Consider the following 13971-nt stretch of genomic DNA (forward strand, 5'->3'; position numbering starts at 1 on the left):
CAAGGCTGAAACAATTCCAGTACAGTTAAAATACGTGATGCTTAATACAGCTTCCGCACCTTGTCTTCATCAGGGTTAGCTGCCTGAAGCATCGCGGCGGAGCCACCTAATTCACACCAGACAAAATCCTCCAACGCTCCTGTAGGGGCATAACCCGTGGGCGCAGCTTTCAACAACTCAATCACCCCCCCGCAATCGAAGTTGCGGCTGGCAATCATGAGCTGTTTCAACGTTTTTTCGACATCTGTCCAGGAAAGGCTCACCTCAGTCGCCATCATAATGCGAGGGTGAGACGTCCCCTGGGGGCTGTTGCCAATCAGCAATTCTTCGAACAGCTTTTCTCCCGGACGTAGCCCTGTATAGATAACTTCAATGTCGCCTTCCGGGTATTTTTCTGTTTTCTCACTCAACCCCATCAATCGAATCATCTTCCTGGCGAGATCCGCGATTTTTACAGGTTCCCCCATATCCAAAACAAACACGTCCCCACCCTGCCCCATGGTTCCAGCCTGAAGCACAAGCTGGCTGGCCTCCGGGATCGTCATAAAGTATCGGGTAATATCAGGATGGGTCACGGTGACCGGGCCACCGTCACGGATCTGATCACGGAACAGGGGCACAACCGATCCTGAAGAGCCGAGCACGTTGCCAAACCGAACCATGGAAAAAACCGTGTCGGACTGGCGGGTAGCCAGTCCCTGCAGCACCAATTCCGCCAGCCGTTTGGTAGCCCCCATCACATTGGTGGGCCTGACCGCCTTATCGGTGGAAATCAACACAAAACGCTCAACACCCGCGTCAATGGCGGCTTCCGCCGCGTGCCAGGTACCAAACAAATTATTCTGCACACCTTCGATTACATTGTGCTCAACCAGCGGTACATGCTTGTATGCGGCAGCGTGGTACACAACCTGCACGCCGAAAGCCCGCATCACCCTCTCACAACGACGACGATGACAAATATTGCCAAGCACGGGATAAAGCTCGACATCTACCCCCTCAATCTGACTGATGGAACGCAGTTCCCGCTCAATGGCGTACAGAGAAAACTCTGATTGCTCAAACAACACCACAGTTTTGGGGCGGTGCCTTATGATCTGCCGGCACAACTCAGATCCAATGGACCCTCCAGCCCCGGTCACCATAACCACCTTACCTCGGAGACTGTCCGCTACCAGCTCAGCATTCGGCTTGACGGGATCGCGCCCCAGCAGATCCTCCACATCCAGGTCCCGGATATCGTTGATCCGTGCCTGACCGGCAACCAACTCCGACATGGAAGGAACCGTCTGGACCGGAACAACCAACTCCTCCAGACTCCGAATCAGTGACTTCCGATCCACGCTGCCATCGTCTTCCAGCGCCAGAAAGATGCGCTGGATACCCTGCTCCCGGACTGCGCGCTCGATGTGGCCCAGACCATAGACCTGTTTTCCGGCAATCAGAGACTTATGCTTACTTCGATCGGGTGTGACAAACCCCATGGGCCGATACTCGGTACCCTGAACAAGGGCAGAAGACAACTGCAGTGCCTTAGGCCCGGTTCCAACAATCAGCACCCGGCCCTTGGCCTTTTCCCTGGGCCGGTTAATCAGCGTCCGGAAGGCAAACCGAGTGCCCGCCACCAGCATGAATACCAGAGCGCCATAAATCACCGGCACTGACCGCGGCACGAGAGCCTGAAACAAATAGCCATAAATGATCAGCGAAATCGCGGAGATCAGAACCCCCATGACCATGACCATCAAAGCTTTCTCACTGATGTAGCGAATGACGGCCCGGTAGAGCCCTAACTTGACGAACGCAAAAACAGAAGTGGCTACCGTGCATCCGAACACCAGTAGCTGCCGCTCCGAAGGCATCCACGTAAGGCTTTCAAAGCGAAGAGAGAACGCGGCCCACAGGGCCAGCAAAATAAACGCCGTATCGGCACACACCGAGATCAGGCGTTTCTGGGGACGAGGCAAGTTAAAAAGAACACCTTTTAAATAGTTCAGTGTTTTTATCATTGCTGACGGCCATCCTTACCGATTCAGTGAGCCACACGATCCCCGGCACCTTTGCCGCTTATCGTGAGGAAAATATACTGGAAGTATCGCAACAAACTAAAATCCCGGAGCATTTTCGCATCCGTTTGCGCCAGTAATTCAGGCGTGGACATATCTATACCCCGAACCTGCGCCAACCCGGTTATCCCGGGCCGCACCACAAAGACCCCTTCCTGGGCTCTGGCCTCAATAAGCTCTTGCTGCTCAGGCAAACAGGGCCTTGGTCCAACCAGACTCATATCCCCCTTCAATACATTCCACAGCTGAGGCAGCTCATCCAGTTTTGACTTTCGAAGGAAGCGCCCCAAGGGCGTGACGGCATTGCCATCGACCATATGAGTAGCCACCGAATGGGTCCCCACTCCCATCGTTCTGAACTTGTTCAATACAAACGGTGCCTGATGCCTTCCCACTCTAGTCTGGCGAAACAGCGGCGAACCGGTGTCCAGAAATCCGAGCAAAAAAAGCACAGCAAATACCGGGAACAGAGAAATCAGGCCGATGGCGGAGATGCATATATCGAAAAACCGAATCAACGGCGACATAAAAAGGGCAATCCTAGAGGAACACGAGGAGGGAGTATATCAGAAGAGAAATACTAGAAAGGCAGGATTAACAAAATCAAACGTAGCGGCAATAAAGTGTGCCGGTAGCGACTCAAAAGTGCCAAACATTCGGGATTAACAGTATAGCGACCGAGGCCACTACAAGACTCAAGGGCAAGCCAACTCTTATGTAGTCAACGAACTGATACCGCCCAGGCCCGAAAACCATAAGGTTAGTCTGGTATCCCAGCGGCGTAATAAAAGACGCAGAGGCCGCAAACATCACCGCGACCGCAAAGGGAAGAAAATTCACCCCTAACTGCTCCGACACAGCCAACGCAATGGGAAACATCAGCACCGCTGCAGCATTGTTGGTGATCATTTCCGTGAATGCTGCCGTCAGCAAATAGATCAGAGCCAACGTCATCCAGGGAGAAAGATTACCGAACCCCAGTAAGCCATCGGCGACCCATTGCGCGGCCCCGGTTTCTGTCATGGCATTACCCAGAGCAAATGACGCAGAAATCACCACTAAAACAGGCAAATCCACGCTTCGTCTGGCGCGACTGGCCGTCAGGCAACCGGACACAATCATCCCACCCGCAGCCAGAAAAGCTGCTTCCATAATACTGAGCAGGCCGGAGGCACTAACCACCACCATCATTAACAGAATCGCGAGAGCGCGCGGGGCCTTGTGAAAGTCTGGAGGCGTGGAATCGTTCAAGGCACTCACCAACAGGAAATCGCGCCGGAATCGATACTGTTCCGCGAATTGATGGCTGGCTTCCAGCAACAGGGTATCGCCCATTTTGAAAGTGATCGCGCCAAGTTTACCTGGCACCCGTTTGCCTTCGCGGGAGAGCGACAGGATCACTGCATTAAAGCGGGTACGAAAGCGGCTATCACGGACGGTTTTGCCCAGAGCGGGAAATTCCGGCCCCAGAACCACTTCCACCAGGCAACGCTGATGGTTGGCCACATCCAATTTATGCACACTGCCATTGGCGGGCTTCAGGCCCTGAATGCGGCGAAGTTCACTGGCACACTCCGGCGCGCCTACAAAATAGAGTTTATCGCCGGGCTGCAATGTCCGGTCAGGCTCTACGGCGGTAATCAGCCGGCCACCCCGATCAATCTCAGTGAGGTAGCCATAGTTCAATGCCCGTAATCCAGCCTGCGCAATGGTCCGTCCCACCAAGGGGCCTGGGCTGACAACTTCCACCTCTACACCGTATTCACGGACCTGCTCCAGTTCTTCGGTCACCCCACCCCGATCAGGCAACAGTCGCTCCGCAAACAACACCAGGAATCCACCGCCGACAACCAGCAGTGGTACACCAACCCACGCGAGCTCGAACAATCCAAGGTGAATGCCTACCTGGCTCTGCAACAAACCATCCACCACCAGGTTGGTACTGGTACCAATCAGAGTACAGGTTCCACCCAGAATGGCGGCATAGCTCAATGGAAGAAGAAGTTTCGAGGCGGAGATACCAAGACGCTGGGCCCAATCCTGAATAGCCGGAATAAACATGGCAACGACAGCCGTGTTATTCATGAACCCACTTAAAATGCCAGTCGGCGCGATCATTCTGAGCTGCGCACCCCGCCCCGTTTTCGGGTGGCCCAACATACGACGAGCAATCCACTGAACCGCACCCGTCTCTTTCAGGCCGGCTGCGACCACGTAGAGCGTGGCGATGGTTATGACCCCCGGATTACCGAACCCCGCCAACGCCTGAACAGGTTCCAGAATTCCCGTGACCAACAAAAACGCCAGCGCCGACATCAGAACCAGGTCGGCTGACACCCGTGTTAGCACCAACGTGCCCAGCACGGCGGCAAGACTGGTCAGGGTAAGAGCAGCATCCCAAGCCATGCGTTAGTGTTCCTCGCGCGAATGGAACCTTAGCTTTAACGTAATCATCGCGACGGAGAAATCAGCTCACGCTCAAGTAGATAGCCAATCAGCTTCTCGACACACTGATCGACTGACATGGTGGACGTATCCAATCGTACCTCAGGGTACTCAGGCGCCTCATAGGGCGAATCAATACCAGTGAAGTTTTTGAGTTGTCCTGCCCTGGCTTTTTCATAAAGCCCTTTGGGGTCCCGCTGCTCACAAGTATCCAGCGGCGTCGCCATAAACACTTCAATGAACTCGCCCGCCGGAAACAAGTTCCTGACCATGCGACGATCACTGGTAAACGGAGAGATGAATGCGCTGAGAACAATCAAACCAGCATCAGCAAACAACTTGCTCACCTCGCCGATGCGCCGGATATTCTCTACCCGGTCCTCATCCGAGAAGCCCAGGTCCTTGCACAGGCCGTGGCGAACGTTGTCGCCATCCATCAAGAACGTGTGGTAACCCCTGTTGTGCAAGGCGACATCCAGAGCGTTTGCGATGGTTGACTTGCCGGAACCACTCAGGCCGGTAAACCACAACAGGCAGGGTTTCTGGTTTTTGTTTACAGAGCGCTCCGCGCGGGTGATTTTGTGGTCGTGCCAGACAATATTTTCGGCCAAGGTCCTTTTTCCTCTGGTCTGGTTTTGGTTGTCGGATTAGACGAAGCCGTAATCCGACAGCATCAGTCGTAGGTCGGATTAGAGGCAACGCCTCGTAATCCGACAAACAGGTTAAACGGCCTTGCAACCCCACTCCGGATAATTCTCGCGGATAAATTTGTTCAGGTTACGCTCCGCCTCGGTGTAATCACGGGCCACTGAGCCGCCGGCATCGTTTAGCTGGCGTTCTACCATACCCGCAGCAACCGTCACGTTGGTCATCCGGTCGATCAGGATAAAGCTCCCGGTGCCTGGATGCCGCTGGTAGTCCTCCACAACGACCGATTCGGACAGTTCCACATCACACAGGCCAATGGCGTTCAGCTCCAGCCCACCCGCTACTTCCGTATTGCGGGCCAAGGTGTTTACATCCACCTCTTCCATCACCCGGTTTACGAAACAACTGGTGACCTTGGTGCCAATCTTGATGCCGTACTCACGCCCCGGCTGCAGGGTCTTTTCGTTCATCCACACGATGTGTGCGGCAAAGCGGTTCCCCATCTTCGGTCTACTGTTGGCGTGCACCAGCAGATCCCCACGGGAGATATCCACCTCATCTTCCAGAGTCAGGGTGACGGCATCCCCCGGCCAGGCCCGATCGATCTCACCTTCGTAGGTGTGAATGCCTTTCACGCGGGAAGACTTGCCGGACGGCAGCACCGCTACTTCGTCACCCTTATGCACCACACCGCTGGCGAGGGTGCCACAGTAGCCACGGAAGTCCAGGTTCGGGCGATTCACATACTGCACCGGGAAGCGCAGATCGGTCACGTTCTGGTCTTCCAGAACTTCCACCTGCTCCAGGATATTCATCAGGGTCTCACCGTGGTACCAGGGCGTTTGCTCGCTGCGGTTCACCACGTTATCGCCGTTCAGGGCGGAGATAGGCACGTAATACACATCTTTCAGGCCCAACTGGCTCGCCAGTTTCTCGTACTCCTCGCGAATGTTGTTGAACACATCCTCGGAGAAATCCACCAGGTCCATCTTGTTGATGGCCACCACTACGTGCTTCAGCCCTAACAGGCTGACAATAAAACTGTGGCGGCGGGACTGGGTCAGCACGCCTTTACGGGCATCAATCATCACCACGGCCAGGTCACAGGTGGAGGCACCGGTGGCCATGTTGCGGGTGTACTGCTCGTGGCCCGGGCAGTCGGCAATGATGAATTTGCGCTTGTCCGTGGAGAAATACCGGTAGGCCACATCAATGGTGATGCCTTGCTCCCGCTCGGACGCCAGGCCATCCACCAGCAACGCCAGGTCCAGCGCTTCGCCGGCATTGCCCTGGCGCTCGCTGTCTTTGTGCAGGGCCGCCAGATGATCTTCAAAGATCAGCTTGGAATCGAACAGCAAACGGCCAATCAGTGTGGATTTACCGTCATCGACGCTGCCGCAGGTCAAAAAGCGCAGCAAGTCCTTGTTTTCATGTTGATCCAGGTACGCCAGGATATCGGATTCAATCAGTTCAGATGCGTGTGACATTAGAAGTACCCTTCTCTCTTCTTTTGTTCCATGGACGCAGCTGAATCGTGATCAATCACCCGCCCCTGTCGCTCCGACGTCTTGGTCAGCAACATCTCCTGGATAATCTCCGGCAAGGTAGCCGCGGTCGATTCAACGGCACCGGTCAGCGGATAACACCCCAGGGTACGGAAGCGCACCATCTTCTTTTCCGGTTTCTCGCCGGGTTCCAGCGGCATGCGGTCATCATCCACCATGATCAGTGTGCCGTCCCGCTCCACCACCGGGCGTTCGGCAGCGAAGTACAGCGGTACAATGTCGATATTTTCCAGATAGATGTACTGCCAGATATCCAGCTCGGTCCAGTTGGACAGCGGGAAAACGCGGATGCTCTCGCCCTTGTTCACCTTGCCGTTGTACAGGTTCCACAATTCCGGGCGCTGGTTCTTGGGATCCCAACGGTGGAACTTGTCGCGGAACGAATACACCCGCTCCTTGGCGCGGGACTTCTCTTCATCACGGCGGGCACCACCAAAGGCGGCATCAAAACCGTACTTGTCCAGGGCCTGCTTCAGTGCCTGGGTTTTCATCACATCGGTGTGCTTGGCGCTACCATGGGTGAACGGCCCAACGCCCTGCTCCACCCCTTCCTGATTGGTGTGAACAATCAGCTTCAGGCCAAGCTTCTCCGCCATCTTGTCGCGGAACTCGATCATTTCCCGGAATTTCCAAGTGGTGTCCACATGCATCAGCGGAAACGGCGGCGTGCCCGGTGCAAAGGCCTTCATCGCCAGATGCAGCATGACGGCGGAATCCTTGCCGATGGAATAGAGCATCACCGGGTTATCGAACTCGGCCGCCACTTCGCGAATGATTTGGATAGACTCCGCCTCAAGCTGTTTGAGGTGGGTTTTCTTTGGAGGGGTTAATGTCATTGCTATGTCCAAGTTTTGTTGTCGGATTACGCCTGCGGCGAATCCGACCTACGTGGGTGCGGCATGTCCTTGTAGGTGGATTAGAGGCAACGCCTCGTAATCCGACAATCAAGGCCTCAGGCCCAGAAAGCCGCAACCGCTTCCAGAAACTCATCAAGCTGCTCCGCCGGCAGCGCGTTAATCCCGGCTGCCGCCTTGCGGCCACCGCCGGTCGGGAACCGCCGCGCCAGCTCATCCGCACCGGTGCGGTTGTTCAACGGCGCCCGAATACTCACCAGATAACTGCCATCGGCCTTCACCGTCACAATGGCGCAGGCCTTATCCGGGTTGCGGTTGGCCAGTTCATTGCCCAACACGCCGCTGACACGGCGCGCCCAGGGCTCATCTGGAAGCTGCACAACCAGCGAGGCCCCATTCTCCGCCAGCACGGGCGCTGCCAGACCGCTGGCCATATCGGCCTCATAGCCGTCCCGGAGCTTTTGCCACGCCGGCGGCTGGGATTCGATCAGCTCCAACGGATCCTCGAACGTCACAAATTCCCGGTACAGATCCGCCGGATGAAAGTGCAAATCCTCAACCGAGGCGCCGTAGCCGTTGTAGTTGATGCAGACACCCAAGGCTTTCAGAGACTCCGCCTGCTCTGCGGACAACCCGGCCTTACCGGCAAATTCCTCGGCCACCGCGTTCAGGTTATCCCCAAAGGCAGCGGCAATGGCCCAGTTATGAAACCGGCCCCCAAGGTGCTGATCCACCAACAAGCTGGTGCAGGTCGTCGGCTGGGTATCAATCAGCGCCGTAAATCGATCATGCTGCGGTAATGAATCTCCCGGAAAATGATGGTCCACATAGAATACGCTACTGCCAGTTGACAGCAGAGCATCCACTGCCTCCCGGTTCGTGTCCAGGCTGACATCCAGAATATTCACCTGAGCCGGCTCAGTAACAGGCACCTGCTTCGCCAGTTCGATATCCCGCTTCACGCCGGTGATCAGGGTGCTTTCAACGGGATTGGCCAAGCGCAGCTGAATCAGCGCGCAAACGCCATCGGCATCGCCGTTGAAGACATCAAAAATAGGCATAAATCATTCCGTATCTCGTACAAATGCGCGCAGTATACACGTCATGAGCGCCCATACCGATCCTCAAATCGGACAATGTCATCTTCCCCGAGGTAAGAACCGGACTGCACCTCAATCAGCTCCAGATCAATAACCCCGGGGTTTTCCAGCGCATGGACCTGCCCGACGGGGATGTATGTCGATTGATTTTCGGTCACCAGATAGCTTTTCTCACCGTTGGTCACCTTTGCGGTGCCGCTCACTACAATCCAGTGCTCGGCCCGGTGATGGTGCATCTGCACGGACAGCTTTGCGCCGGGCTTCACCGTAATGCGCTTGACCTGATAACGAGCACCATGGTCAACCGAATCATAGACACCCCAAGGGCGGTACACTTCCCGGTGATTCATATGCTCATGACGACCATCGGACTTAATAGCCTGAACCACCTTTTTGACATCCTGAACCTTGTCCTTATGGGCAACAAGGACCGCGTCCTTGGTTTCGATCACCACCAGGTCCTCCACCCCAAGCGTGGCCACCAGCCGGTGGTCCGCCCTGACCAGGGTATTGTTGGTCGCTTCGGTAATCACATCCCCGGTGACGCTGTTGCCCTGCTCGTCTTTTGAACTGACCTCCCACAACGCGGACCAGGAACCAATATCGCTCCATCCCGCTTCCAGGGGCACAACCGCGGCATCCGCCGTGTTTTCCATTACCGCATAATCAATAGACTCATCCGGGCAGGCAGCAAAGGCTTCCGCATTCACCCGGCTGAAATGAAGATCCTGACTGCTGTCAGACAACGCGGCTTTGCAGGCGTCATAGATTTCTGGGCGATACGTCTTCAGCTCATCCAGGTAACGGCTGGCACGGAACAGGAACATGCCGCTGTTCCACAGATAATCACCGGATTCCAGGTATTGCCGGGCAGTCTCTTCATCCGGCTTTTCCACGAATGCCTTAACGGCAGCCCCGCCCGCCGGAAACCCGGCACCCTGCTGAATATAACCATAACCGGTTTCCGCTTTCACCGGCACAATCCCGAAGGTGACTAGCTTTCCCTCTTCCGCAAGCGGGATGGCCTGCTCAATACTTTGGTGAAACGCCGCCACATCCTCAATCAGATGATCCGCCGCCAATACCAGCATCAACGGATCATCTCCCGCTTCCTGCAGCACCATCGCCGCCAAGGCGATAGCGGGTGCGGTATTCCGGCCCACTGGCTCCAGAATAATACGGGACTGTTCACGCCCAATGGCGCGCATCTGCTCCGCAGCCAGGAAGCGGTGCTCTTCATTGCAGATCAAAACGGGATTCGCCACAGCAATGCCATCAAGACGACTCACCGTGGCCTGCAGCATGGTCTGGTCTTCATCGGTCAACGGCAGGAACTGCTTGGGATTCAACTGCCGCGACAGCGGCCAAAGACGGGAACCGGTACCACCGGCCATGACAACAGGACAAATCATATCAGCGATTCCTCGTGGAGATATACCAGGCGATTAGACTTCGTGGAAAAAGTGTCGAGATTCTACTTTATTGAAGGGGGCAAGCAAGGGATGGGAAAACCTGGATCATAAAAGCCAGGATAGCAGAATTGCATGCATGCTCCGGCTTGTGGGTGTCGGATTACGGCCCTGCGGGCCTAATCCGACCTACAATTTATGCATCGCGCTACACGTAGGTCGGATTAGCGAAGCGTAATCCGACAACCCAATCTACGTAAGCTTCCTCTTCCGCAACAGCACCAACAACCGCCAGGCGTGGCTTAACGCCCAGTCATACGCTGCAAACACGCCCACGAACAGCGTAAACATCATCCACTCGGGGACCTGGAAGTACTCTCCTGCCAATCCAGTGCCTGCAAGCAAGATAGAAACCACGGTAATCACCACCAACGCCTGCCGATCAGTAAACCCGGCCCGCATGAAGATATGATGCAAATGCTCCCTGTCTGGCTTCATCACCGACTGCCCCTTGCGGGCACGGCGCACCATAATAGCCACCATATCCATCAGCGGAATGGCGATGAGCCACAGAGCCGTCACCGGTCGCAGCGCCTGGGTCTCGGGTTGGGTGCCTTTCACCAGCAGCCAGACAATGGAAAACCCGATAAACATGGAGCCGGCATCGCCCATGAAGATCCGTTTCGTGAAGGGTGGCATACGAAGATTTGCCGCCAGGTACGGCAACAGAGCGATAGCAATTGAGAATGCCAATGCCAGTTCCAAGCTGTTGCCGGGAGCCTGCAGGAACAGAAAGGACAGCGATAACAAAGCAACCAGGCTCATGCTGCCCGCAAGGCCATCAATACCGTCAATCATGTTGAAGGCATTGGTCGCGCCTATCACCGCAGCAATCGTAATCAGTGGCCCCAGCCAGCCCAACTCGATCACTCCCAATCCCAGAAGATCGCCAAAGTGCACCAGGGACACACCAGATCCATAGGTCAACAACGCCCCCAGGGCCACCTGCGCCCACAACCGGAATTGAGCAGGCACATCTCGTGCGTCATCCACGGCACCCAGCAACACCAGCATCAAGGACGCCAGCAAATAGATCCCATAGCCACCAATCAGCGGCATGGAAATCATCCAGGCTGCGAACAACCCGATAAACGCGCTCAACCCGCCGGTCAGCGGTACCGCGCCCTTGTGCACCTTGCGGTGGTCAGGGAGATCCAGCAGGCGGACCCGCATGGCAAAGGGCTTTAGAAGCAATAGCGAAAAGAAGGCGATAAGACCGGAGGAAAGGCCAAGAGAGGCTGCAGATTCCATATACTTCCTTGTTAACCATGTTGAGACCGGTAAAACTACCCGGGCAGATTACCTTACGAGTGCAGTTTGTGACCAACATCACAAAAATTTTTAACATTTCTTTACGATTGGCCTAACTTGGTATATCAAATAGCGCCAAACCTACTTCAACCAAAACGTTCTCCCTGAGTTTTGGTTCGCATGGCCCAATCGGCTGCTCCCGGTTACAACCGTAGATTTGCTTCCCCTAAAGGCAACACACCTTTCAGATCAAACAGCACACCATCATCCTTCAGGAAAGCACGCAGTTCCGTCGCTGCCATCTCCGCATATTCGCGATGTGGCACGGCAAGAAGCACTGCATCATACGTATCCTGGGCAGGCTCGCGGACCAAGTTGATCCCGTACTCAAGCTCCGCTTCCGCGCCGTCAGCCCAGCAATCGGTTACATCGATCTGGCAACCAAAATCTTTCAACTCGTTGACCACATCAATCACCCGCGTGTTGCGCAAATCCGGGCAGTTTTCCTTGAAGGTGAAGCCCATCACCAACACCCGGGCATTGGCCACCGTGTGTCCGGCTTTGATCATCGCTTTAATCAGCTCTGCCGCCACATAAGGCCCCATGCCGTCATTCACACGGCGACCGGCCAGGATGATTTCCGGGTGGTAACCAATGGCCTGGGCTTTATGAGTGAGATAGTAAGGGTCAACGCCAATACAATGGCCCCCGACCAGGCCAGGCTTGAAGGGCAGGAAATTCCACTTGGTGCCCGCAGCGGCGAGAACTTCGTGGGTATCAATCCCCAAACGGGCAAAGATCATCGACAACTCGTTCATCAGGGCGATGTTCAGGTCACGCTGGGTGTTTTCAATCACCTTGGCGGCCTCGGCCACCTTGATGGAACTGGCCTGATGGGTACCGGCAGTGATGATATCCGCGTAGAGCGCGTCCACCTCGGCGGCAATGGCCGGCGTGGAGCCGGAGGTAACCTTGGTAATCGTGGTTACCCGGTGTTCTTTATCCCCCGGATTGATCCGCTCCGGGCTGTAGCCGGCGTAGAAATCTTCATTGAACGCCAGACCGGACACCCGCTCCAGCACCGGCACACACACTTCCTCTGTTGCACCGGGATACACGGTAGACTCATAAATCACAATATCGCCGGCTTTCAGAACCTTGCCGACGGTTTCACTGGCCTTCACCAATGGGGTGAGATCCGGCGTATTGAACTCGTCAATCGGGGTCGGCACCGTCACAATAAAGACAGAACAGTCCGCGAGATCTTCCAGGTTATCGGAAAAATACAATTGACTGGCCGCCGCCAACTCCTCGGGGCTGACCTCCCGGGTGAAGTCGACGCCATCACGCAATTCCCTGATGCGTTTGATATTGATGTCAAAACCCACGACCGGGCGTTTTTCTCCAAAAGCGGTGGCCAACGGCAGGCCAACGTAACCCAGGCCGATTACTGCGATTTTCTCCATGAGATCCTTTCCAGAAAAGTGACAAATCTGACGCTAATGTGCCCGAGGGATTTCAGGTTTCGGTAGGCAATGGCTTATTCAGCCCTGTTATTCAGGTACCAGGGCATTGCCCTGGCAATTCCTTCTCCGATGCGAAACTCAGGCGCATAGCCCAGCTTGCTGGCCGCCTTGCTTATATCCGCCTGGGAATGTCGGACATCCCCCTCACGGAAGTCCCGGTATACCGGCGCTTTCAAATACACCACATCATTACCGGCCAGCGCATCCTTCAGAGAATCAATCAACGTGTTCAGTGTGGTGCGATCCCCCACCGCAACGTTATAGACTTCATTCTTGGCAGCCTCGTCAGCGGTGGCCGCCAACACATTGGCCTGCACCGCATTTTCGATAAAACAGAAATCCCGGCTGGTCTCACCATCGCCGTTGATGAACACATCCTCACCTCGCACCATGGAGGCCGTCCATTTCGGGATGACAGCGGCGTAGGCGCCATCCGGATCCTGGCGCTTGCCAAACACATTGAAATAGCGCAGGCCGATAGCCTTAAAGCCATAGCTGCGGGCGAACACATCCGCATACAGCTCATTGACATACTTGGTCACCGCGTAGGGTGACAACGGCTTGCCAATGTTCTCCTCCACCTTCGGCAACGCGGGGTGATCGCCATAGGTGGAGCTGGATGCCGCGTAAGTAAAGCTTTCCACCTCCGCGTCCCGGGCCGCCACCAGCATATTCAAGAAACCGGTAATATTAGCCGCATTGGTGGTAATGGGGTCATTCAACGACCGGGGCACCGAGCCCAGCGCGGCCTGGTGCAGCACATAATCCACACAGTCACAGGCCTGAGTGCAATCTTCCAGGTTGCGGATATCCCCTTCGATGAAGCGGAAACGTGCCCACTGCTCCGATGATACGAGGCTCCGCACCTCATCCAGATTGCGCTGATAACCGGTGGCGAAGTTATCCAGCCCCACCACCGTCTGGTCCAGCTTCAACAGATGCTCCAACAGGTTGGAGCCGATGAAGCCGGCTACGCCGGTGATTAGCCAGGTTTTGGGGGAACCAGCCAGGCCGTCACATACTTCCTGATACTTAGACATCACATCC

General features: G+C 55.5%; 11 protein-coding genes. All 11 read right to left on the reverse strand.

Going from position 1 to position 13971, the window contains the following annotated elements:
• Window positions 1-41: 41 nt before the first annotated feature.
• Window positions 42-2009 carry a polysaccharide biosynthesis protein gene (locus EHN06_RS13710; RefSeq protein WP_127333105.1) on the reverse strand — a complete coding sequence of 656 codons (1968 nt, stop codon included), beginning with the start codon at window positions 2007-2009 and terminating at the stop codon, window positions 42-44.
• A 23-nt stretch (window positions 2010-2032) separates the two neighbouring features.
• Window positions 2033-2584 (reverse strand): sugar transferase, encoded by a 552-nt coding sequence (locus EHN06_RS13715; protein WP_228257486.1) that lies wholly within the window; start codon window positions 2582-2584, stop codon window positions 2033-2035.
• A gap of 121 nt (window positions 2585-2705) precedes the next feature.
• Window positions 2706-4472: an SLC13 family permease gene (locus EHN06_RS13720; protein ID WP_127333107.1), complete on the reverse strand. Its 1767-nt coding sequence runs from the start codon at window positions 4470-4472 to the stop codon at window positions 2706-2708.
• A gap of 44 nt (window positions 4473-4516) precedes the next feature.
• Window positions 4517-5122 carry an adenylyl-sulfate kinase gene (gene cysC / locus EHN06_RS13725; RefSeq protein ID WP_127333108.1) on the reverse strand — a complete coding sequence of 202 codons (606 nt, stop codon included), beginning with the start codon at window positions 5120-5122 and terminating at the stop codon, window positions 4517-4519.
• 111 nt (window positions 5123-5233) lie between these two features.
• On the reverse strand, window positions 5234-6646 hold the full coding sequence (gene cysN / locus EHN06_RS13730) for a sulfate adenylyltransferase subunit CysN (RefSeq protein ID WP_127333109.1): 1413 nt from the start codon (window positions 6644-6646) through the stop codon (window positions 5234-5236).
• Window positions 6646-7560 (reverse strand): sulfate adenylyltransferase subunit CysD, encoded by a 915-nt coding sequence (gene cysD / locus EHN06_RS13735; RefSeq protein ID WP_127333110.1) that lies wholly within the window; start codon window positions 7558-7560, stop codon window positions 6646-6648. The genes cysN and cysD overlap by 1 nt, the downstream gene beginning before the upstream one ends.
• 116 nt (window positions 7561-7676) lie before the next feature.
• Window positions 7677-8639: a DHH family phosphoesterase gene (locus EHN06_RS13740; RefSeq protein WP_127333111.1), complete on the reverse strand. Its 963-nt coding sequence runs from the start codon at window positions 8637-8639 to the stop codon at window positions 7677-7679.
• Window positions 8640-8680: 41 nt separating this feature from the next.
• The gene (locus EHN06_RS13745) at window positions 8681-10090 is read right to left on the reverse strand and encodes a mannose-1-phosphate guanylyltransferase/mannose-6-phosphate isomerase (RefSeq protein WP_127333112.1); all 1410 of its coding nucleotides are present in this window, start codon (window positions 10088-10090) and stop codon (window positions 8681-8683) included.
• Window positions 10091-10339: 249 nt separating this feature from the next.
• Window positions 10340-11398, reverse strand: a complete 1059-nt coding sequence (gene wecA / locus EHN06_RS13750) for a UDP-N-acetylglucosamine--undecaprenyl-phosphate N-acetylglucosaminephosphotransferase (RefSeq protein WP_127333113.1) — start codon at window positions 11396-11398, stop codon at window positions 10340-10342.
• A 203-nt stretch (window positions 11399-11601) separates the two neighbouring features.
• The gene (gene tviB / locus EHN06_RS13755; protein WP_127333114.1) at window positions 11602-12864 is read right to left on the reverse strand and encodes a Vi polysaccharide biosynthesis UDP-N-acetylglucosamine C-6 dehydrogenase TviB; all 1263 of its coding nucleotides are present in this window, start codon (window positions 12862-12864) and stop codon (window positions 11602-11604) included.
• 74 nt (window positions 12865-12938) lie between these two features.
• Complete coding sequence (locus EHN06_RS13760) at window positions 12939-13964, reverse strand: NAD-dependent epimerase/dehydratase family protein (RefSeq protein WP_127333115.1); 1026 nt, start codon at window positions 13962-13964, stop codon at window positions 12939-12941.
• Window positions 13965-13971 lie beyond the last annotated feature (7 nt).

It is taken from the genome of Marinobacter sp. NP-4(2019), from assembly GCF_003994855.1.
In the GTDB taxonomy this organism is placed as follows: Bacteria; Pseudomonadota; Gammaproteobacteria; order Pseudomonadales; family Oleiphilaceae; genus Marinobacter.